The organism is Chryseobacterium contaminans, from assembly GCF_001684955.1.
Lineage (GTDB): Bacteria > Bacteroidota > Bacteroidia > Flavobacteriales > Weeksellaceae > Chryseobacterium > Chryseobacterium contaminans.
This window is the reverse complement of sequence record NZ_MAYF01000002.1, coordinates 59,947-81,620: the sequence shown is the minus strand read 5'-3', so window position 1 is coordinate 81,620 and position 21,674 is coordinate 59,947. Positions and strand designations below refer to the sequence as shown.

At 35.8% G+C, this 21,674-nt stretch carries 15 protein-coding genes, 3 tRNA genes and 1 pseudogene; 13 read left to right on the top strand and 6 right to left on the bottom strand.

The window, feature by feature from the left end:
• Nucleotides 1–592, top strand: a pseudogene (locus BBH99_RS00935) (glycosyltransferase family 4 protein); the annotation flags it as partial.
• A gap of 90 nt (nucleotides 593–682) precedes the next feature.
• Here BBH99_RS00935 and BBH99_RS00930 read toward each other — a convergent pair.
• Nucleotides 683–1,327, bottom strand: coding sequence for a hypothetical protein (locus BBH99_RS00930; RefSeq protein ID WP_066690752.1), 645 nt, complete (start codon nucleotides 1,325–1,327; stop codon nucleotides 683–685).
• A 235-nt stretch (nucleotides 1,328–1,562) separates the two neighbouring features.
• On the opposite strand from BBH99_RS00930, the gene BBH99_RS00925 reads away from it, so the two are divergent.
• Together BBH99_RS00925 and BBH99_RS00920 are read left to right on the top strand one after the other, a co-directional pair.
• Entirely contained in the window at nucleotides 1,563–2,534 is a 972-nt protein-coding gene (locus BBH99_RS00925; protein WP_066690750.1) for a YpdA family putative bacillithiol disulfide reductase, read from the top strand.
• 505 nt (nucleotides 2,535–3,039) lie between these two features.
• Nucleotides 3,040–5,829 carry a reprolysin-like metallopeptidase gene (locus BBH99_RS00920; RefSeq protein ID WP_066690748.1) on the top strand — a complete coding sequence of 930 codons (2,790 nt, stop codon included), beginning with the start codon at nucleotides 3,040–3,042 and terminating at the stop codon, nucleotides 5,827–5,829.
• Nucleotides 5,830–5,914: 85 nt separating this feature from the next.
• On the opposite strand, the gene BBH99_RS00915 is transcribed toward BBH99_RS00920, so the two are convergent.
• Nucleotides 5,915–7,096 (bottom strand): MFS transporter, encoded by a 1,182-nt coding sequence (locus BBH99_RS00915; protein WP_123872938.1) that lies wholly within the window; start codon nucleotides 7,094–7,096, stop codon nucleotides 5,915–5,917.
• Nucleotides 7,097–7,395: 299 nt separating this feature from the next.
• On the opposite strand from BBH99_RS00915, the gene BBH99_RS00910 reads away from it, so the two are divergent.
• Both BBH99_RS00910 and BBH99_RS00905 read left to right on the top strand, forming a co-directional pair.
• Nucleotides 7,396–8,274, top strand: coding sequence for an AraC family transcriptional regulator (locus tag BBH99_RS00910; protein ID WP_066690745.1), 879 nt, complete (start codon nucleotides 7,396–7,398; stop codon nucleotides 8,272–8,274).
• 89 nt (nucleotides 8,275–8,363) lie between these two features.
• Complete coding sequence (locus BBH99_RS00905) at nucleotides 8,364–10,304, top strand: oleate hydratase (protein WP_066690742.1); 1,941 nt, start codon at nucleotides 8,364–8,366, stop codon at nucleotides 10,302–10,304.
• A gap of 144 nt (nucleotides 10,305–10,448) precedes the next feature.
• On the opposite strand, the gene BBH99_RS00900 is transcribed toward BBH99_RS00905, so the two are convergent.
• Complete coding sequence (locus tag BBH99_RS00900) at nucleotides 10,449–12,122, bottom strand: glutamine--tRNA ligase/YqeY domain fusion protein (protein ID WP_066690739.1); 1,674 nt, start codon at nucleotides 12,120–12,122, stop codon at nucleotides 10,449–10,451.
• A 155-nt stretch (nucleotides 12,123–12,277) separates the two neighbouring features.
• On the opposite strand from BBH99_RS00900, the gene BBH99_RS00895 reads away from it, so the two are divergent.
• The 3 genes from BBH99_RS00895 to BBH99_RS22175 all read left to right on the top strand — a co-directional run bounded on the left by BBH99_RS00895 (nucleotide 12,278) and on the right by BBH99_RS22175 (nucleotide 14,348).
• Entirely contained in the window at nucleotides 12,278–13,408 is a 1,131-nt protein-coding gene (locus BBH99_RS00895; protein ID WP_165601854.1) for an alpha/beta hydrolase, read from the top strand.
• A 481-nt stretch (nucleotides 13,409–13,889) separates the two neighbouring features.
• Nucleotides 13,890–14,057, top strand: a complete 168-nt coding sequence (locus BBH99_RS22180) for a bacteriocin-like protein (RefSeq protein WP_165601853.1) — start codon at nucleotides 13,890–13,892, stop codon at nucleotides 14,055–14,057.
• 138 nt (nucleotides 14,058–14,195) lie between these two features.
• Nucleotides 14,196–14,348, top strand: a complete 153-nt coding sequence (locus BBH99_RS22175) for a bacteriocin-like protein (RefSeq protein ID WP_165601852.1) — start codon at nucleotides 14,196–14,198, stop codon at nucleotides 14,346–14,348.
• 8 nt (nucleotides 14,349–14,356) lie between these two features.
• Here the strand turns inward: BBH99_RS22175 and BBH99_RS00890 are convergent, their stop codons facing one another.
• Nucleotides 14,357–15,361 (bottom strand): o-succinylbenzoate synthase, encoded by a 1,005-nt coding sequence (locus BBH99_RS00890; RefSeq protein ID WP_066690734.1) that lies wholly within the window; start codon nucleotides 15,359–15,361, stop codon nucleotides 14,357–14,359.
• Nucleotides 15,361–16,377 carry a class 1 fructose-bisphosphatase gene (fbp, locus tag BBH99_RS00885; RefSeq protein WP_066690732.1) on the bottom strand — a complete coding sequence of 339 codons (1,017 nt, stop codon included), beginning with the start codon at nucleotides 16,375–16,377 and terminating at the stop codon, nucleotides 15,361–15,363. The genes BBH99_RS00890 and fbp overlap by 1 nt, the downstream gene beginning before the upstream one ends.
• Before the next feature lie 578 nt (nucleotides 16,378–16,955).
• Between fbp and BBH99_RS00875 the strand changes: the two genes are divergently transcribed.
• The 3 genes from BBH99_RS00875 (at nucleotide 16,956) to BBH99_RS00865 (ending at nucleotide 20,239) form a co-directional block, all read left to right on the top strand.
• The gene (locus BBH99_RS00875; RefSeq protein WP_066690728.1) at nucleotides 16,956–18,194 is read left to right on the top strand and encodes an aspartate kinase; all 1,239 of its coding nucleotides are present in this window, start codon (nucleotides 16,956–16,958) and stop codon (nucleotides 18,192–18,194) included.
• A gap of 22 nt (nucleotides 18,195–18,216) precedes the next feature.
• Complete coding sequence (locus BBH99_RS00870) at nucleotides 18,217–20,058, top strand: lysophospholipid acyltransferase family protein (protein WP_066690727.1); 1,842 nt, start codon at nucleotides 18,217–18,219, stop codon at nucleotides 20,056–20,058.
• 108 nt (nucleotides 20,059–20,166) lie between these two features.
• Nucleotides 20,167–20,239 (top strand) — tRNA-Phe (locus BBH99_RS00865).
• 246 nt (nucleotides 20,240–20,485) lie between these two features.
• Here BBH99_RS00865 and BBH99_RS00860 read toward each other — a convergent pair.
• Entirely contained in the window at nucleotides 20,486–20,917 is a 432-nt protein-coding gene (locus tag BBH99_RS00860; RefSeq protein ID WP_066690720.1) for a hypothetical protein, read from the bottom strand.
• Between the two features lie 221 nt (nucleotides 20,918–21,138).
• Between BBH99_RS00860 and BBH99_RS00855 the strand changes: the two genes are divergently transcribed.
• Nucleotides 21,139–21,211 (top strand) — tRNA-Phe (locus tag BBH99_RS00855).
• Nucleotides 21,212–21,475: 264 nt separating this feature from the next.
• A tRNA-Phe gene (locus BBH99_RS00850) sits at nucleotides 21,476–21,548 on the top strand.
• Nucleotides 21,549–21,674 lie beyond the last annotated feature (126 nt).

The window sequence follows — 21,674 nt, the reverse complement described above, 5'->3', positions numbered from 1 at the left end:
TGAAAGTGATTCAGGCGAAAGAACAGAGAAAAAAGAGGCTAATACAACCTTTGTATTGAGTTATATCGGAGTTCTGGAGCAGCTTAGGAATCCGGAAAACCTTTGGAAAGCCCTGGATGAACTGGTAAAGGAAAATTCAGAATTTGCTCAAAATTTCAGTTTAAAATTTGTGGGAAGAATTGATGATAAGATTCTTCATACCCTTGAAAATTCAAACCTGAAAAAGCATATTTTGAATCTTGGATATCTATCACATGGGAAAGCTGTTGAAGAAATGCAGACTTCAGAAATGCTGCTGATTACCAATTTCCCGAATGAATCCTCCAAAGGAATTATCCCCGGAAAGATATTTGAATATCTGGCATCCGGAAAGCAGATCCTTTCATTTGGACCGGAACAGGCTGATGTTGCTAAAATTCTGGAAGAAACCCATGCCGGAAAACATTTCAGCTATAACGATTCTGAAACAATAAAAAGCTTTATCCTTGAAAAATTTGAGCTTTGGAAAAGTGGAAACCTTTCTGAAAACACTCAACATATAGAACAGTTTTCCAGAAAAAATCTTACAAAGCAATTAAGCGAAATTTTATAAAGAATGGAGGTTTGAAGCTGGAAGAAGGAAGTTATGAAATAACATTTTATATCTAAATTCTTTCAGCTTCCTACATCCAGCTTCTCTATTTTATATTGTCCACTGATCATTGACCACTGCGATCAGATAATATTTCCCCTGAAATTCTTCAAATACCATACGAAGTGTTTTCCAGTCCATATCACTCTTTTCTTCAGTTCCTTTGATATAGTTTTCTGTAAAATCTTTATTAGGATAGATTTTTTCAAGATTATTGAGAGAATTTCCACCTCCTATAAATTTCCCCTGAGAATATTGGGATGCTGTAAAATCCGCAGCGAAAACCCATTTGCCAAGATAATCATTGATTGTTGCTTTATAAGGATCACCAGAACCATCCATTGCTCCCCACGTAAATAATGTTTTGGTAGGCTGATATTTTTCAAAATCTTCTTTAGAAAAATGTTTATCTGCCTTTGGATCAACAAAAGCATACATAGAGAAACTAATTCCTTTCTCAGGATGAATCAATGAAGCAAATGTTTTATAATCCTTGGCTTTTAAAGCTTGTAAAACCTCATCATTTACCTTTTTAAGCTCTCCTTCTTTTTTGATCTTCTCTTTAGCAATTGTTGCACTATCCTTTGGCTGTACGCGGGTAATAGTATCAATTTCGCTTGGAACCGGCTTTCCGACCTCTTTTTTACAGGCCACCACCAAACTAAGTACAATCACTGCAACGAGTAGTTTTTTCATATCTTTTAGTTTTGTAATACATAAAAAAGCACCAAAACTAATGCCAATACAGGATTCGGGGTGTGAGAGACAAAGTATCGTAATTTCAGATTTAAAAGCATTAGTTTCTGATTTCCCTTTTCAGACTATCTCGTCTTATTACCTATCCGTCTATTATCTATTCGTCTATTATCTAAATGTCTATTATCTCTTACCTGATGAAAGCTTTTTCCCAATTAGATTGTACCTTTGGAATATGGAAATTTTGGATATTCTTATTATAGGAGCAGGACCTATTGGTATTAACTGTGCCATCGAAGCCCAGAAAAACAATTTAAATTATTTAATCGTAGAAAAAGGAACCATTGTTAACTCACTGTACAATTATCCTTTATATATGCGGTTCTTTTCAACAGCTGAAAAACTGGAAATTGATGGAACTCCTTTTATTTCTACTGCTCCCAAGCCAGGAAGGCAGGACGCCCTGGAATATTATCAGGGAATTGCCCGACAGAAGAATCTGAACATTCATCTTTACGAAAAGGTATTGAAAGTATCCAAAGTATCTGATAGGTTTGCTATTGAAACCACAAAAGGAAATTATAAAGCCAAAAATGTAGTAATTGCCACCGGTTTTTATGACATTCCTAATCTGATGAATATCCCTGGCGAGGCACTTCCCAAGGTGAAACACTATTATACCGAACCTTATCCGTATGCAAAACAGAAAGTGGTAGTGGTAGGATCCAGCAATTCAGCAGTAGATGCAGCACTGGAAACGTATAGAAAAGGAGCTGAAGTTACCATGATTATCCGCCATTCCGAAATTTCAAAAAGTGTAAAATATTGGGTAAAACCGGATATTGAAAACAGAATTGCAGAAGGAAGTATTAAAGCTTATTTTAATGCAGAAATGGTGGAAGTAAAAGAAAATTCTGTGATTTTTAAAGATGAAAATAACAGGCTGCATGAGCTTGAAAATGATTTTGTTCTGGCGATGACCGGCTATCTTCCCGATTTTGAATTTCTGAAAAACTCCGGGATTGAGCTGAATGGCGATTGCCTGAATCCATTTTATAACCTTGAAACCATGGAGACCAATGTTCCCAATCTGTATCTTGCAGGAGTTGTTTGCGGCGGGAAGGATACTCATTTATGGTTTATTGAAAATTCCAGGGTTCATGCCAGTATGATTGTCAACTCTATTCTGTCTAAACATAGCATATAGAAAAAACATCTATAGTTAAAAAACAAAATATTACTATTAATCATAATACTATTAGATTTCCTACAGTAAAACGACTCAATACATCAGGATTTTACAAAATCTTCGATAAAGCAACTTATACCGAGACAGCTTGAAAGATTACAGACAACAGATTACTGAAATCCTACTTAACATCAGCCACTCTAAAGAAAACATTTTATATTTCTTCACTGTATAAATCACCTTATTTCTCAATCATTATCCATAAAATTATAAAGCAGCCTGTTGTTGAGCTGCTTTATAATTTTATATAGTTATAACCTTATTCAAAAAATTTTATTATTCATTAAAAAACAACGATTCCATTTTTAATCAAATCCCAATTTTCAACGAAAAAAAAGAATTATAAAATAATGATTATCAGTTATTTAACATAAAATAAAATATTTCAAACCTATGAGATAAATTTATATTTTTAGCACAGTTATTATCATTTTAATAACAAAAAAACCAAAAAAGTAAAAACATGAAAAAAAAAATCTACCTGCTTTTGGCCATCGCTGCCATAGGAGGCCAAGGTCTGCATGCACAGAACTTCTGGAAAAAAACAAAAATCAATGAGAGAAATGTAATTGATTCCAAAAGGAATATCGGAGCTGATTATTCCAATGCCTACATCCTGGATATTAATCAACTGAAATCTGTATTACAGGCAGCACCAGTATCGGAAACAGGATCAGCAACCCAATCTACTGTCACCATAGATATTCCGGGATTGGATGGAAAGTTTGAAAAATACAGGGTCTATGAAACATCCAATATGGCCCCTGAACTGGCTGCAAAATTTCCGGAGATTAAATCTTACCGAGGTATATCAGTTATTGATCCCGAAAAAAGGATAAGTTTCTCACTATCACCAAAGGGAATAAAGATGATTCTGTTCTCCAGCCGGAAACCTGTGGTAATAGAGCCTGTTACAAAGGATGCTTCAGTATATCTGGTAAGTCCGGCAGTTCCGGAACAGCTTCCTGGTACTATTAATCCGGGCTGTTTACTTGAAGAAGGAAAAGGGAATTCAAATAATAAAAAGGGAAATTTCCCTACTGACAATACCAATGATAAGAAATTCAGGACCTATCGACTGGCAGTATCTGTAGATGGAGAGTTCAGTGAATTTCACGGAAATTCCGTTATCAATTCTCTGGCGGCAGTCAATGATCTGATGAGCTATATCAATCCGGTATACGAAAGAGATTTGTCCATTCATATGAACCTTATCAATAATAATGATCAGGTCATTTTCCTGAATAAAACCACAGACCCTTATACTGTTCCCGCCATCCCCATTCTGGGTGCCCTTACAGGTAATGATTTAAATTCCCAACTTCAAAAAACCCTTACAGAAACTATAGGAGAAGCCAATTATGATATTGGTGTCTTATTTACCAATCAAACAGGTGGCGGAAATGCTGGAAAAATCAAGGCAGTCTGTGTTGATGGCGGAGCAGTGATTAATCCGGCTCCAGTTTTTGGTTATAAAATAGTTCTTGGAAAAGGAGCAGCTTATGCAGGACCAGTAAATGGAACAGGACCACAAGGTTTTGTGTATGCAATGGTTATTGGGCATGAAATGGGGCATCAATACGGAGCCAATCATACTTTTTCCCGACCTGAAGGTGATGGCAGTGCCACAGCCCCTGAAACAGGTGCCAACAGAGAGCCGGGAAGCGGAACCACTATTATGGGATATCCCGGAGTAACAGGAACACATGATGTTGCAGATAAACATAGCGATCAGTTTTTACATTACAGTATCAGCCAAATCAATAATTATATCAAAACAACAAGTTGTGGTACTTCAACGAATATTGCCAATAATCCGCCTATCGTTAATGCAGGTTCTGATTATACAATACCTAAAGGAACTCCATTTAAGCTAACAGCTACAGCAAGTGATCCTGACAATAATGCCATTACCTATTCGTGGGAGGAAGCTGATATCTCGCCTCCTAATCCTGCAGGCTCAGGAGCAAGTGGAGTATACTCCTACCCGGACCGAATGTCTGCCACAACTCCTAACTTCAGAGTATATCCACCAACATCAAGCCCTACAAGATACTTACCTCCACTCAAGGAAGTTCTTGAAGGAAGTTTATACAGTACATGGAATATGACTTCTGATGTAGCCAGAAATATGAAATTCATAAGCCTGGTAAGAGATAATGCTCCTGGTGGTGGCCAAACCGCAACAGATGAAGCCACAGTAAATATAGATGGAAGCACCGGCCCATTTAAAATTACATCCTTATCATTAAACCAGAACTATTCATCAGGATCCACACATCTTTTAAAATGGAATGTTGCAGGAACCAATGCTGCTCCTATCAACACTCAGTCTGTCAATATTTTAATTTCAACGGATGGCGGAACTACCTTTACTCCACTTGTTTCCAATACAGCTAACGATGGAGAAGAGGTGATTACCATACCTTCTACCCCAGCAAAAAAGGCTTTTATCATAGTAGAATCTGTAGGGAACATTTATTATGCAGCAAGTCCGGCATTCGCTATTGACTATAATATAACCATGAACTGTACGCAATATCCAGCCGTTGGAACGTTTGCATTCAGTCCGGGATCACCGGCAAATATTAACATCAATGTTGCCAATACCACCTTAATTGAAGACATCAATATCATCATGGATCTTACCTATACTGATATTAAAGAATCTGCGTTACTGCTTAAAGGTCCTGCAGATCAGGGTAATCAGATATTCTGGCTTGGAAGCTGCTCCGGAACCAATGTACTGAAAGCAACTTTTGATCAGGAAGGAGAATCTCCGGTGATGAACTGCAGCAACATCGGAAACAATCCACATATAGAACCTATCAGATTAGATTTAAGTAAATATTATGGTCAAAATCCAAATGGGAACTGGCTTATAAAAGCATTACACACTTCGGATGTTCTTAACAATGTTACTGCAAACAGCACTTCAGGAACGGTAAATGCTGCTGCCATCGAACTTTGTACCCGACAGCCGATCTCTACTCTTGCCGTAAATGATATGGCATTGGAAAAAGATGGATTCCAGATCTATCCCAATCCATCCAATGGAAAGTTCAATATTCTGATGAATAAAAATACTCCTACAGAGGTAAACATCTATGATATTGCAGGAAGGCTGGTACACAGCCAGGGTGGTATTACCAATGATACCCGAATAGATTTGACCAGTTTTGCAAAAGGAAACTATATTATGGTTTTCAATGTCAATGGTAAAAAAATAGCTAAAAAAGTAATTATCAAATAAACTTCAGATTCTTTTATTCAATGAAAAACCCAGCCGGAATAATTTGGCTGGGTTTTGTATAGTATGTAAGAAAAGAATCATCATTTTAAACCATATCCTCCTCCACTTTCTTCTTATCTTTAAGCATCCATGGAATAACAAAATAAAGAGCAGCTGCAATTCCTGTTGCCAGCACTCCGGTTCCTATCCATAGAATATTAAATCCCAGCTTATCAGCAATAAGAGTTCCTATATAAGGGGTAATAATAAATGCTATGGAAAATGACATTCCGTTCAGCCCCATATAAGCCCCTTTATTATTCGTTCCGGAACGTAAAGCCGTGATGGTTGACATAAAAGGTAAGGTCCAGATTTCCCCTACACAAAGCAATGTCATAGAAACCAATAAGGTAATCATACTATAATCAAAAGCTAACATTGCATAGGAAAAACCACATATAAAAGTTCCTATTAACATGGTGAATGCCAGTGTAAAATACTTTTCTGCAACCTGTACCAGTCCCATTTCCAGCAGAACAATCAGGAATCCGCTATAGCCAAGAATATATCCGATATTTTGCTGGCTCAGATGGGCGGTATCCTTATAAAAAATGGTCAACGTACTGAATAACTGGAAAAAACAGATAGAAAACAACATGCATAGTATACAGTAAATCAAAAACTTACCATCTTTATAAGGTGAGTTTTCTTTTTTAATTTCTATTACCTCTTTTACTTTCTTCGCTTCCTGTTTTGCCAGTTTTGCCCGACCTCTGAAAAACCAGATATACATTAGACCAGCCAGCAAAGCAGCCAAAGCATTACTATAAAACAGAAACTCATAGGAAATCGCAGACAGAATCCCACCCAATGCCGGACCTATAGAAAAGCCTAAATTAACCGCCATACGATTCAGAGAGAAGGCTCTGGTTATATTTTCAGGTTTCGCATACTTTGTAATCGCAACTGAGTTTGCCGGGCGAAATGTTTCACTTACAATACTCTGCGCGAGGATAATGGCTGCTAAACCTACTTCGGTTTTAAATAAGGGAATCATACAGAACAAAGGCACGCTGAGCAGTAAACTTAAGCATTGAACCTTGTATTCGCCAATCTTATCCGTAACCATTCCGCCAAACCATGAACCAATAACCGAACCGATTCCGAAAAAGCTCAGCACAATTCCTGAATTTTCAATGCTAAAATGTAAATGATCAGTCATATAAACTCCCAAAAATGGAAGTACCATAGAACCAGCCCTGTTGATGAGCATTACCAACGCCAGCATCCAACTCTCCTGCGAGAGTCCTTTGAAAGAACTCGTGTATACGTTTATTAGTTTCACAATAATATTTTGGGGAAATTTGAAAGTGCAAAGTTAGGTAAAAATAGCCTCAACCCCCTTTATTTTAAGCCTTTTTTATAAATAACATTCATAAAAATAAATAATGAGCTGTGTCCAAATGAAACGAATATTTTTCGATAGACAGGACTTAAAAATATGTATAAAATTCGTAAATTGCAGTAATAGCAGGTTTTCAGTCTTAAATTTCAAAAAACACCTATAAAAAATCAACCAAAAACAAAATGGTTACCTACGAAAGCTTACACGATACCTTGTCTTTTTACAATATTGACTGCCACCAATCCTATTATATCTCATCTGGAAAACCCATTTTTGAATTCCCTAAAACGGCCTTCAGAATGGATTATTATGCGCTCTGCATCTGTACCGCTGGTGAAGTAAGTGTTGAAATAGATCACCATCAGTATAAAGCAGACGCTAACAGTATTCTGGTTGCAGCTCCGTCTACTATTGTAAAATTTTTGGAAACGAGTCAGGATTTTATGATGAAATTATTATTCTTCGACAAAAATTTTCTGATCAAAAATATCTCGAACCCTTTTATCATCGAGAAAATGAACCTGTTCTTCAAAGGCTCTTATAGTATTGTAAAAACTACACCTAAAAACTCTTTGGTACTACAGAACCTACTGAATTATCTCGAAAAGAAATCCAGAAAACAAGGCAAATTCACAGAGGAGATTGTTCGTACCATTATTTTTAATCTTTTGCTGGAGACTGCTGAAATTCTGGAAACAAAACATTCTACAGCCTCAGAGAAGGAAGAAGGAAAAAAGGATCTTTATCTTAAGTTCAGCCAGCTCATACGGGAGAACATCAGACAGCAAAGAACAGTTCAGTTTTATGCTGATCAGCTTTGCGTTTCCAGTAAATATCTTATTGAGGTCATTAAAAAATCCAGTGGAAAAACACCTCATGAAGTCATTGATGAAGCGCTACTGAAAGAAGCCTATGTTATGCTGGGAAATCCGGACCTTACTATTTCAGAAGTAGCTTTTGAACTTCAATTCAATTCCACTTCTGCCTTTGGCCGTTTTTTCAAAAAACATACTTCCGTTTCGCCTTCTGAGTACAGAGTCTCAGAAAATATCCAGTCATAGGAATTTCGGGACACTAATCCTGACATTAGGGATATACATTGCGTTTTGAATAGGAGTACCTTTATAATGTTAATTAAAAACAAGATAAAATGAGTACGATCAATTCAAAATTCGACAAAGTTTTAAATACCTCAGACCAGTTTGGAAAAATAAACCATGAACCGGATTCAAGCAAAGAAGTTCAGATTAACACTCCTGAAAAGACGATGCCTTTTTCAGACCAGATCGGAAACTATCAGAGAAATAAAGGAATTCCTTTACAATCCTATGAAAACAGCAAAATCTATATTGTCGGAAGCGGAATTGCAGGAATGTCCGCAGCCTATTATTTCATTCGTGACGGCCATGTTCCTGGTAAAAATATCATCTTCCTTGATCAGCTTGCGATTGAAGGTGGTTCATTAGATGGTGCCGGAAATGCAAAAGACGGATACATTATCCGTGGTGGACGTGAAATGGATATGACCTATGAAAATCTATGGGATATGTTCCAGGATATTCCTGCATTGGAATTGCCTGCGCCGTATAGTGTTCTGGATGAATACCGCCTCATCAATGATAACGATCCCAACTATTCAAAAGCAAGATTAATTCATAACCAGGGACAAATCCAGGATTTCAGCAAATTCGGTTTGGAGAAAAAAGATCAACTGGCTATTGTAAAGCTTTTATTGAAGAAAAAAGAAGAACTGGATGACCTCAGCATTGAAGATTATTTCTCAGAATCATTCCTGAACAGTAATTTCTGGTTCTTCTGGCGTTCTATGTTTGCTTTTGAAAACTGGCACAGCTTACTGGAACTGAAACTGTACATGCACAGGTTCCTTCACGCCATTGACGGAATGAAAGACTTCTCGTGCCTTGTATTCCCTAAATATAACCAGTATGATACTTTTGTTACGCCTTTAAAAAACTTCCTGGTAGAAAAAGGAGTACAGATCCAGTTTGATACTTTGGTAAAAGATCTTGATGTTCATATCAATACAGAAGGAAAAACAGTTGAAGGCATTATTACTGAACAAAACGGAGAAGAAGTAAGAATCCCGATCGGTAAAGACGATTATGTGATTGTCACTACAGGATCTATGACTGAAAGTACTTTCTATGGTGATAATACCTCTGTTCCTGAAGTAACGATTGACAACAGCAGCGCCGGACAAAGTGCAGGATGGAAATTATGGAAAAACCTGGCAGCCAAGTCTGAAGTTTTCGGAAAACCTGAAAAATTCTGTAGCCATATTGAAAAATCTTCATGGGAATCTGCAACCTTAACGTGCCGTCCATCTGCGTTTACAGAAAAGTTAAAAGAATTGTGTGTGAATGATCCTTATTCCGGAAAAACAGCTACCGGAGGGATTATCACGATTACAGATTCTAATTGGGTGATGAGCTTCACCTGCAACAGACAGCCTCACTTCCCTACTCAGCCGGATGATATCCTCGTAGTATGGGTATATGCTTTACTGATGGATAAAGAAGGAAATTACATCAAAAAAACAATGCCTGAATGTACCGGGAATGAAATCCTTGCAGAATTATGCTATCACCTTGGAATAGCTGATCAACTGGATAATGTTACTGAAAACACGATCGTTCGTACTGCGTTCATGCCTTATATCACCTCTATGTTTATGCCGAGGGCAAAAGGAGACCGTCCAAGAGTAGTTCCTGAAGGCTGTACCAACTTAGGATTGGTAGGACAGTTTGTAGAAACCAATAATGATGTGGTATTCACCATGGAAAGCTCTGTAAGAACAGCCAGAATAGCAGTATATAATCTCCTTAACCTCAACAAGCAGGTTCCGGATATTAATCCGTTGCAGTATGACATCAGACATTTATTGAAAGCGACTCAGGCATTAAATGATTATAAACCGTTTCTGGGAGAAGGAATTTTAAGAAAAATACTTAAAAACACTTACTTTGAGCATATACTGGTTGACCGTCCTGAAGAAAAAGAAGAACATGAATCTTTCTTTATGGAACAGGTGGGTAAATTCCAGGAATGGATTAAAGGTGTAAAAAGCTAGGTACTTTGAACTCTCCTAAAATATAACGATGCAAAGTTTTTATCGCCACGAATGCCCGAATTATTTTATTAGGACATTCGTGGCTAAAAATAAAAAACCAGGACTTATTTCTAAGTCCTGGTTTTGTTTTATGGATTCCTGAAATTATTCAGGCTTATAAGAATCTTTTAAAGTTACGGTACGGTTGAATACCATCTTAGTATCCGTAGAATCCTGATCTTTCGTAAAGTATCCGATTCTCTGGAACTGTAGAGGTTCTCCAACAGCTACATCCTTCAGGCTTGGCTCAGCAAAACCTTGAACTGTATTTACAGATTCAGGGTTAATGAAGTTTAAGAAATCTACATCCTTTTCAGCATCCGGCTGTTCTACCGTAAACAATTGGTTGTAAATTCTTACTTCTACAGGGATTGCATGTTTGGCAGATACCCAGTGAAGTGTTCCTTTTACTTTTCTTAAACTTTCTTCTGTTCCGCTTCCGGATTTGCTCTTCTCATCGTAAGTAGCATAAATGGTAGTGATTTCTCCATTTTCATCCTTCTCTACTCTTTCAGCTTTGATGATGTATGCTGATTTTAAACGAACTTCTCCGCCTAATTTCAGTCTGAAGAATTTATTATTAGCTTCTTCTTTGAAGTCTTCACGCTCAATATATAATTCTCTTGAGAAAGGAATTTCTCTGGTTCCTGCATTTTCCTGCTCTGGATTATTTTCTGTTTCTACCCATTCTTCTTTATCTTCAGGATAGTTTTCGATCACTAATTTTACAGGATCTATAACAGTCATTACACGTTTAGCCACCTTATTCAGGTCTTCACGTACGCAGAAATCAAGCAACTGGATCTCAATAAGGTTTTCTCTTTTTGCCACTCCAACTTTATCAATAAAGTTTCTGATCGCAGTTGGCGTGAAACCTTTTCTTCTCATTCCGGAAATGGTAGGCATTCTTGGATCATCCCATCCTGTTACCACTCCTTCAGCTACCAATCTTTGTAACTTTCTTTTAGAAGTAATCATATAGGAAACATTCATCCTTGCAAATTCTCTCTGCTTGTTTTTAACCTTTCCTTCTTCGTAAACCTGGTCTAAATACCAGTTGTACAATGGTCTGTGGTTTTCAAACTCCAAAGAACAAAGCGAGTGCGAAATCTGCTCTATATAATCAGATTCACCATGTGCCCAGTCGTACATTGGATAAATTTTCCAAGCCGTACCTGTTCTGTGGTGAGGCTTATTCAAAATCCTATACATCACAGGGTCACGCATATTCATATTAGGTGAAACCATGTCGATTTTAGCACGAAGAGACATTGAACCACTTTCAAATTCTCCGTTTTTCATCCTTTCGAATAAATCTAAAGACTCTTCAACAGGACGGTTTCTGTATGGAGATTCAATTCCCGGTTCTGTAGGATTTTTTCTTTGCTCGGTAATTACTTCAGAAGGCTGCTCATCTACATAAGCTTTTCCTTCTTTAATTAATTGTACTGCCCAATCGTAAAGCTGCTGGAAGTAATCGGATGCATACAAAACTTTATCCCATTTGAAACCTAACCATTCAACATCTTTCATGATAGAATCTACGAATTCCTGCTCTTCTTTTTCAGGGTTCGTATCGTCGAAACGAAGGTTTACGGGAGCATTGTATTTTTCACCCAAACCGAAGTTGATGCAGATAGCTTTTGTATGTCCTACATGCAGATAACCGTTTGGTTCAGGCGGAAAACGGAAACGGATCTGATCTTTATTCAAACCGTTCGCCAGATCATCTTCAATAATTTGCTCAATAAAATTGAGTGATTTTTTTTCTTCTTCCATTAAATTAGCTTTTGTTTTATAGCAAAAAAAGTGGTACAAAGTTAAGGAAAAATAAGCGTTTTTGAAAATGATAATTTTTAAGCCATATGCATTGTAATTCAGTATTTTTCATTAATTTAGGAAAAACTAAAAACCATCGTACCAAATTATCGCTTATGGCTGTTTATATCTTAAGCAATCGGAAAATCGTCCGTTATAAAGGCGAAAAAGTAGATTCTTTTTCCAATGACGAATATTCAATCCCTAATTTCAGGATTGCAAAATGTGATTTTGATCATTATAAGGAGCCTACTGCCGCAGCCAAAAAGAAAAAAGACTATACCAACAGAAATATCCTGAATTACAAACTGTTCTCCGAACCTGAAAAGCAAGGTTATGAAGAAGTTCTAGAAGTTCTTTTAAGCGAAAAAGGAATTAAAAAATCCACTCTTACAGCCAATAATCTTGGCGGAACCCAACGCTTATTCTACGAACTATATAAAAATATGTCTGCCACCAAGGACAGAAGTGATGTATTGATTTTTATTCATGGCTATGCCTATGATTTTGATGATGAATTGAAGGCTATGATTGATCTTAAAAAACTCTTCATTGATAATCCCGCATCTCCTGTTGAACATATTTTATTTGTGAGCTGGCCGGCTTCCAGCAGCATTGTACCTTTAACTTATTTTGATGATAAGGCAGCCAGTATCAATTCCGGAACATCATTGCTGAGACTGTTTTATTTTTACACTCAGTTTTTAAAAGACATTTTTTCTAACCGCGATCTTATCCCGTGCAACCAGAGAATTCATATCATGGCTCATTCCATGGGAAACAGAGTTCTTCAAAGTATGCTGTACAGCCTTAAAAGAGAAAATATTCTGAGGGTGATTGACCAGGTAATTTTGCTGAATGCTGACGTTTCTTATAAGGTATTTGAGGACTCAGAAGATTCTTTCAATAAGTTACCGTTACTTGCCAACCGGATTTCTATTTATCTGAACAGGCAGGATCTGATTCTGGGAATCTCACAGTTTACCAAAAATATCCTAACTCCAAGGCTGGGTAAAAACGGACCGAGTGATATTACTCCTTATAAGGATATTGTTTCTATCATCGATTGTACTTTCGTGAAAGATGATGTATTAAACAGCTTTAAATTTGAAGTGGGAAATCATTGGGGATACCTTTCCAGTTCACAAGTACAGAATGATATTTTTCAGAATTTATATGGAATAGATAGGAATCTTATCAGCAATAGAATCAAAAATAACGAAAATATTTTCACAATTATTTCTTAATGGTTAATTAAAAAAATACTATAAAATTAACCTAATGTTAAAGTTGCCGCAGATCTGAAAAATGGCATAATGATTGCCAATTCAAATAATAGAGAATTACAATTTTTTTATCATGAAAAAGATTAAAAAAAGGTTTTCTTATATCATAACTTATATAAAGAAAGCCATTTTCGTAAAAGATGTGATTTAAATTAATAATAACTTATACAAAAAAAGATTAATTATCCGATCCTAAAATTACTTTATTCTTTAAATGCTCCGATACTTTTGATAATTCCTACATGTACTTTGCAGGGATTCTTTATCATATTTGATTGTTATAAATAATGATTTAAACATCATATATTCCAGCTCTCGTTTTTTACATATTAATACAAAAATTCTATTATTCTGTTAAAAATCAATAAAACAATTCACCATGTATTGTATAATATAAAATGATTTTAGATATTTACTTATCAAACAAATTAAAATATTTACAATGAAAAATCTAAGAAAATTAAACAAAGGAGAATTAAAAAGAATCAATGGAGGAAGACCTCCACTTGGATGTAACAATTGGGATCCTGAAGCAGCATGTTGCAGATCATGGGCAGAAGGATATTGTGGTGGAAAAACCTGCCCTAACTCTCCACCTCCATATTGCTAGTTTATATCTAATCAATATATTTTGAAACCAGAAAACTCAGAAATGAGTTTTCTGGTTTCAAAATGATCTAAAAGCTCCAACGCCTAAACCTTGTGGTGTTGGACTTTTACTATACAACACTCAATCAAAAAATCAACTATGAAAAATCTGAAAAAATTAAAAAAAGGAGAGTTAAAAAACATTAAAGGAGGAAATATTCCTGTAGTTCCCATAGGATGTAACATCTGGGATTCCAGAGCAAGATGCTGCAAACAATGGGATTGGGAACACTCGGATAATCCAACTTGTTAATTTATCTTTTATTTTCTGAACCATAACAGTTCATTTCTGAGATCTAAACTGGATTCAAAATTATTTGTAAATAAAGCTCCAGTGCCTAAACCTTGAGGCATTGGACTTTTTTTTGTGAAGGTATATTGTGCAATGGCATTTAATCCTATATTGCTTTCTAATGCTGAAGTAATCCACCAGCCGATATTCTGCTGTTCTGCCAGGGAAATCCATTCATCAGAACCGGAAAAACCTCCTACTAAAGCAGGCTTTAAAATAATATATTGTGGCTTTATCGTTTCTAAAAGTTTTTTCTTCTCCTCAGGGTCTGTAATTCCGATTAACTCTTCATCTAAAGCAATAGGTGTTGGAGTGTGAGCACACAATTCAGCCATATCACTCCAGTTTCCGGCTTTAATAGGCTGTTCTATGGAATGAATATGCAAATCTGCAAGCTGCTTCAGAACAGTTACAGCTTGTTCTTTACTGAATCCACCATTAGCATCTACACGCAGCTCCAATTGCTCTTTGGAAAATTTTTCTCTTAATTTCTGCAAAATAACATGCTCTGATTTCCAATCAACTCCGATTTTTAATTTGATACAGTGAAAGCCTTTTTCCAGCTTATCCTGAATCTGTTCTTCCATGTAGCCAACATCACCCATCCAGATCAGCCCATTGATGGTGATAGCAGATTGCCCTTCTGTAAACTCACTTGGAAAATAAAGATTTTCTCCAAACTTCAAGTTCTGAATAGCCTGTTCATATCCAAACCAAATGGAAGGAAAACCTTTTAATTCTTCTTTCAGAAACTCCGGGCTTTGGTTTATGTTTTCACAAAGCCACTTTAATTTCTCTTCATAATCCGGTCTGTCATCAAAGCTCAATCCTCTGAAGATGGCACACTCACCTGTCCCTTTTTTTTCATTTGCGGAAATTTCAAGGATAAAGGTTTCCTTATCAAGCAAAACGCCGCGAGATGTTCCACTCGGGCGTTTGAATTCTAATAAATATTTAAAATAAGTTGCTTTCATTACTTTACGCTGTCAATACGCATAAACTCTTCTGCTTTTTCCACCATATCAATACTTCCGCAGAAAAATGGAATTCTCTGGTGAAGTTCTGTAGGTTCCACTTCCAAAATTCTTCTGAAGCCATCTGTAGCTTTTCCTCCTGCCTGTTCTGCAAGGAAAGCCATTGGGTTACATTCGTATAATAATCTTAATTTACCATTAGGTGCCTGGGAATAAGAAGGATAAATATAAATTCCTCCTTTCAGCATATTTCTGTGGAAATCTGCTACCAGTGAACCGATGTATCTGGAAGTATAAGGACGATCACCTTCTTCCATCTGGCAATATTTAAGATAATTTTTTACTCCCTGAGGGAATTTGATATAGTTTCCTTCGTTAATGGAGTAGATTTTTCCTGTTTTCGGGAAAGTCATGTTTGGATGAGAAAGATAATACGTACCTAAAGACGGATCCAAAGTAAATCCGTTTACACCGTTTCCTGTAGTATAAACAATCATGGTAGAAGAACCGTAGATTACATATCCTGCAGCAATCTGATTCACTCCTTTCTGTAAGAAATCCTCAAGCTGTACAGGGGTTCCCGGCTCTGTAACTCTTCTGTAAATAGAGAAAATAGTTCCTACGGAAACGTTCACATCGATGTTTGATGATCCATCCAAAGGATCAATCAGCACCACATATTTGCTTAAGTGACCGTTTTCTCCGCATTTGATATCAATGAAATTATCATTTTCTTCAGAAGCTATACCACAAACAACCTCTCTTTGAGACAAAGCTGTAATAAAAATTTCATTGGCAATTACATCCAGTTTCTGCTGCTCCTCACCTTGAACATTTTGGTTTCCTGCTGCACCTGTAATATCTACAATTCCGGCTTTATTTACTTCTCTGTTAACCACTTTAGAAGCCAATCTTATTGCACTTAGAAGACGAGAAAATTCACCTGTTGAATACTGAAAATCGTCCTGTTTATCGATAAGAAATTCTCCTAAAGTCTGTAATGGCTGATTTGACATATTTTTCTTTTTACGTTTTCTCCAAATTTCGGAAAATTTCTTGCATTAAGAAAATTTAATTACAAAAGAAGCTACACACTGTATATCAATACAATACAAACAAAACAAAACATAATATTAAATATACTCTTATGATTCTACTCCCATTTCGTTATCCCAAACCATTGAAAAATTCAGTTTATTTATTTTAATACTGAACGTTTAAAGACTCCAATGAAAACTGAAAAAATATATCTTATATTATTCTTTCTTAAGCTTTGGCTAAAGCCAATGGAATTTTATTTTTTATTTGAATGGGCTAAAGCCCATCCTATTGAATTCTTAAGGATTTTCCTGTTTTCTAATTCAAAAATAAATATCAAAGAAATGTATGGGATAAATAGGGATTCTTCATAGATCTTAATCCTCTCTGTTCCTGCGTTCAACCGTTATCAAATCTCATATTCATAGGTATTTTAAGGAAATCTTAATTCGATGCTCTCATTAGCCTATTTCATATCTCGTTGTAAATTTATAATTTTGACGTCCGTAAAAAACTCATGTAATTTTTATCTAACAATTTTATTTTTAACAATTTAATGAAAATTTTCAAGTTTGGTGGCGCGTCTGTGAAAGACGCTGACAGTGTGAAAAACGTGTCCATGGTTCTAAAAAGCCAGGGGTTTGCCAAATGTTTGCTGGTGATTTCAGCAATGGGCAAAACGACCAATGAGTTGGAAAAAGTTGTAGAACTTTATTTCAAAAAGGATAACTATCAAACTGAGATTGAAAAGATAAAACGAAAACACATTGAGATTGCGGAGGGTCTTTTTCCTGAAAATCATGCGGTTTTTGCTGAAATCAATCTCTTCTTTGATGATATTGATTCTTTCTTAAGAAGAAATAAGTCTCCTAATTACAACTTCGTATATGATCAGGTAGTTAGCTGTGGAGAAATGATTTCTACCAAAATCGTAAGTGAATACCTGAATGAGATCCAATTTACCAATCAATGGCTGGATGCAAGAGATTATGTAAAAACAGATAATTCTTACAGAGAAGGGGTTGTAGACTGGTCAAAAACTGAGGAATTCATTTCTCATTTAAATCCTGAGATCTGCTATGTAACACAAGGTTTTATTGGTTCTGATGATAATAACTTTACGGTAACATTAGGAAGAGAAGGCTCAGATTACTCTGCTGCTATTTTTGCCTATTGCTTAAATGCTGAAGCCATGACCATCTGGAAGGATGTTCCGGGAGTAATGACCGGAGATCCAAGAAAATTTAAAGATGTTTCTCTGCTTTCCAATATCTCTTATGAAGAGGCTATTGAAATGGCTTATTATGGAGCAAGTGTTATTCACCCGAAAACCTTGCAACCGCTACAACAAAAAAACATTCCATTTTATGTAAAATCCTTTGTAGATCCTACCAAGGAAGGAACTAAAGTAGGCGCTTCAGACAAGAATCAGCAGGAGGAATCTTATATCCTTAAAGAAAACCAGGACCTTTTAAAAATCTCTACCAGAGACTTCTCTTTTATTGCAGAAGACCATATGAGCCTGATCTTCGGATATTTATCTAAATACAAGATTAAGGTTTCTCTAATGCAGAATTCTGCCATCTCATTGGCATTATGTCTGGAAGATAAATTTAATCACCTTGAAGAGCTTAATGAAGAGCTTCAAAAAATTTTTAAAACCGAAGCAATTAAAAATGTATCTTTATTCACAGTAAGAAATGCGAAGATGGATCACATTGATAGATTTTACCATGAAAAAAATGTATTATTGGAACAAATTTCCAAAAATACGCTTCAAATGGTAACACAATAATATTAATTGCGACTAAACACACATGAGTTTAATTTCGAAAAACGATCTGATCAAAGCTTCCGGCTTAAGTAAAATTGGATTTCTAAAGAATCCAGTAGCATCTGCTGTGATGAGCATTGCTAAAATAAATGAAGTAAATAAACTATACGACAAATTAAAAGATAAGGAAGGCAAAGACTTTTTCGACTCGTTTGTAAGAGAAAGAAACCTAAGCTATGTAGCTTTTGAAGAGGATCTGGCAAAAATTCCGAAAACAGGACCCTTTGTTCTGGTTTCCAATCATCCGCTGGGTGCTATTGACGGAATTCTGATGTGCAAGATCTTGTCAGAGGTTCGTCCGGATTTTAAGGTAATGGGAAATTTCCTTTTGGAAAAGATCAAACCTATGGAACCGTACGTAATCGCTGTAAATCCTTTTGAAAACAGAAAAGAAGCTTACAGCAGTGCTTCAGGAATGCGAGAAACGCTCAAGCATTTACAGAATGGAGGCTGCGTAGGTATTTTTCCGGCGGGAGAAGTTTCTAACAAAAACAATCCTTACGGAGAAATTTTAGATAAAGAATGGGAAAAAACGGCACTTAAGCTTATCAGAATGGCTAAAGTGCCCGTTGTTCCTATGTATTTCCATGCAAAAAACAGCCGTCTTTTTTATCAGGTAGCTAAACTTCACCCAAGTTTACAGACCCTTATGCTTCCTGCAGAAATGATGAATGATAGAGAGAAACCTATCAGAATCAGGATTGGAAAACCAATCTCTGTAAAGGCTATGGATGAAATGGAAACCATTGAGGAACTGGGAGAGTTTCTGAAACGTAAGGTTTATATGATGAAATCTTACTATGAAAAAAGAAAATCTCTTGCTCAAAGCATCAACCTTCAGAATCTATCTGTTAAATTTCCTTTACTGAAAGAGGAAAATATTGTTCAGAACATCATTGATGAAACTCCTGTTGAAGACATTATGAAAGATGTTGACAAACTTAGGGGAACTGATAAGATGTTATTCAGCAACGGAAATTACGAGATCTATTTTACTACTTACGAAGAAATTCCTTCTATTATGAGGGAAATCGGACGTCAGAGGGAGTTGACTTTCCGTGCGGTAGGAGAAGGAAGTAATCTTCCGTTTGACCTTGATGAATATGATAAACATTACCACCACCTGTTCCTTTGGGATAATGCTGAGAAGAAACTGGCAGGAGCCTACAGAATGGCCCTTGGTAGAGAGGTAATGAAGAAATATGGCATCAAAGGTTTCTATACAAGTTCATTATTTGAATTTGAGCAGGATATTCACCCTTTCTTTAAAAAGGTAATTGAAATGGGCCGTGCTTACATCTGCCAGGAATACCAACAGAAACCACTTCCGCTTTTCCTTTTATGGAGAGGTATTGTGCATGTATGCCTGAGAAATCCTGATCATAAATTCCTGATGGGAGGAGTAAGTATTTCCAATAAATTCTCTGAGTTCTCTAAATCTCTGATGATTGAGTTTATGCGTTCCAATTATTTTGATTCTGCAGTAGCTCAGTATATCACTCCTAGAAATGAATACAAAGTAAAGCTTCGTGATAGGGATAAAAGTCTTTTCTTTGAGGAAATGGAGTCCGATCTTAACAAGCTGGATAAGATCATTGATGATCTTGAACCTGAACTGAGACTACCTGTTCTGATAAAAAAATATATCAAGCAAAACGCTAAAGTAATTGCTTTCAACGTTGACCCGAATTTCAATGATGCGATTGACGGATTGATGTATATCAGAATCAGTGATCTTCCTGAAAGTACGATTAAACCGGTATTGGAAGAGATGAGTGAGCAAATCAGAAAAGAACAGGAAAATAATTCAGCTGATAATCAATAGGTTTTAGTTATAATCGAAAAAAGTACGATGAATACTTGCTTTGTATACTAAAACTTACTAATTTTGCATCACTTTAAAACAACGAAGTAAGTCAAACAAAAATATAATGGTTTCTTAGCTCAGTTGGTAGAGCAATGGATTGAAAATCCATGTGTCCCTGGTTCGATTCCTGGAGAAACCACTTGAAAACCTCTGATTAGTCAGAGGTTTTTTTGTTTTCTTATCCAGTCTCAAATTCGCTATTATAAAATAGTATTCCTCTTCCAGTTTTATATACAGGTTGAAACCTACTCCTCTACTTCATTAAACTCATTGTCTATAAACGTAGTAAATCTTTGAAATAAACTTAGTTTTTATTTTTAACGGCAAGCCAGACTAAACTTACTATTAGTAATTCAGCACATCAGAATTAAAAAATACTTCTTGTCTATTTAAGATCTTTTCTTAAAAATTCATACCTCAGAAGCCCTGGTGGAAGCTCCTTACAATAAAAAAACAATTCATATTTGTAGAAATTCTGATGTAAACCGAGACTATTAATCTTTTGAGCTACTTCTCTGGAAATTCGAGCGATATTTTCTTTTTTCTGTTCACAAACTATTGTAGAAAGGTAAAGAGTATAAACCAATGTATCTTTAGGATGTAACAGTTTCTGTTCTGTATCAGGAGATCTTTCTATTTGGGTTAAATGATATTCTTTTTTTAATGCAGTAAACAGAATCTTTTCTTTTGGTAAACTATTAATCCTTTTAGTTGAAGAGAAATAACTTATCCAGGAGGCTACTAAAAAGCTCATTCCGAAATACACTATCACTCCAATACCTAAAACAATCAAAATCCGTTTAATTGTGCTTCCCATTAAATTTTATAAATATCACTAAATATAAAGGTATTTATTCAATCTGCCAGCGGTTTCATCAAAGATATATAAAAAGGCTGCACTACTCCTATCCGGACTATACTGATATACAATTCAATAAAAGAAAAAAATCAGATATAAAAATAAAAAAACATAAAAAAACATTGCCAGAATAAAAAAAATACATTAGTTTTGCACCACTTTAAAAACAACGAAGTAATGGTTTCTTAGCTCAGTTGGTAGAGCAATGGATTGAAAATCCATGTGTCCCTGGTTCGATTCCTGGAGAAACCACTTAAAAGCCTCTGATATCTCAGAGGCTTTTTCTTTTACTGTTTACATCAGAAAACAGGAATGAACTTTTCCAGTATTCCAAGATATTATAAGAACAATTTTTCTTAAAACCAACTTACTGAATGGCAATATATTGGGATTTTAAAAGAAATAAACTGACCTATAATTGTAAAAAAGAGTTGCAAAAACTTGCGTGATATTACAAAATGTTATACTTTTGCAACACTTTAAAACAACGAAGTAAGTCAAACGAATAAATATAATGGTTTCTTAGCTCAGTTGGTAGAGCAATGGATTGAAAATCCATGTGTCCCTGGTTCGATTCCTGGAGAAACCACTTGAAAGCCTCTGATTAGTCAGAGGTTTTTTTGTTTTATACTATCCTTATTTTGATAAACCATAAACTCCCCCAAACCAATTTGAGGGAGTTCTTTTTTCAAATAGTATTATATTATTATATTGA

Coding starts and splice junctions, on each gene's coding strand:
- BBH99_RS00930 (WP_066690752.1), bottom strand. CDS start 1,327: ATGAAAAAACTACTCGTTGCAGTGATTGTACTTAGTTTGGTGGTGGCC.
- BBH99_RS00925 (WP_066690750.1), top strand. CDS start 1,563: ATGGAAATTTTGGATATTCTTATTATAGGAGCAGGACCTATTGGTATT.
- BBH99_RS00920 (WP_066690748.1), top strand. CDS start 3,040: ATGAAAAAAAAAATCTACCTGCTTTTGGCCATCGCTGCCATAGGAGGC.
- BBH99_RS00915 (WP_123872938.1), bottom strand. CDS start 7,096: ATGCTGGCGTTGGTAATGCTCATCAACAGGGCTGGTTCTATGGTACTT.
- BBH99_RS00910 (WP_066690745.1), top strand. CDS start 7,396: ATGGTTACCTACGAAAGCTTACACGATACCTTGTCTTTTTACAATATT.
- BBH99_RS00905 (WP_066690742.1), top strand. CDS start 8,364: ATGAGTACGATCAATTCAAAATTCGACAAAGTTTTAAATACCTCAGAC.
- BBH99_RS00900 (WP_066690739.1), bottom strand. CDS start 12,122: ATGGAAGAAGAAAAAAAATCACTCAATTTTATTGAGCAAATTATTGAA.
- BBH99_RS00895 (WP_165601854.1), top strand. CDS start 12,278: ATGGCTGTTTATATCTTAAGCAATCGGAAAATCGTCCGTTATAAAGGC.
- BBH99_RS22180 (WP_165601853.1), top strand. CDS start 13,890: ATGAAAAATCTAAGAAAATTAAACAAAGGAGAATTAAAAAGAATCAAT.
- BBH99_RS22175 (WP_165601852.1), top strand. CDS start 14,196: ATGAAAAATCTGAAAAAATTAAAAAAAGGAGAGTTAAAAAACATTAAA.
- BBH99_RS00890 (WP_066690734.1), bottom strand. CDS start 15,361: ATGAAAGCAACTTATTTTAAATATTTATTAGAATTCAAACGCCCGAGT.
- fbp (WP_066690732.1), bottom strand. CDS start 16,377: ATGTCAAATCAGCCATTACAGACTTTAGGAGAATTTCTTATCGATAAA.
- BBH99_RS00875 (WP_066690728.1), top strand. CDS start 16,956: ATGAAAATTTTCAAGTTTGGTGGCGCGTCTGTGAAAGACGCTGACAGT.
- BBH99_RS00870 (WP_066690727.1), top strand. CDS start 18,217: ATGAGTTTAATTTCGAAAAACGATCTGATCAAAGCTTCCGGCTTAAGT.
- BBH99_RS00860 (WP_066690720.1), bottom strand. CDS start 20,917: ATGGGAAGCACAATTAAACGGATTTTGATTGTTTTAGGTATTGGAGTG.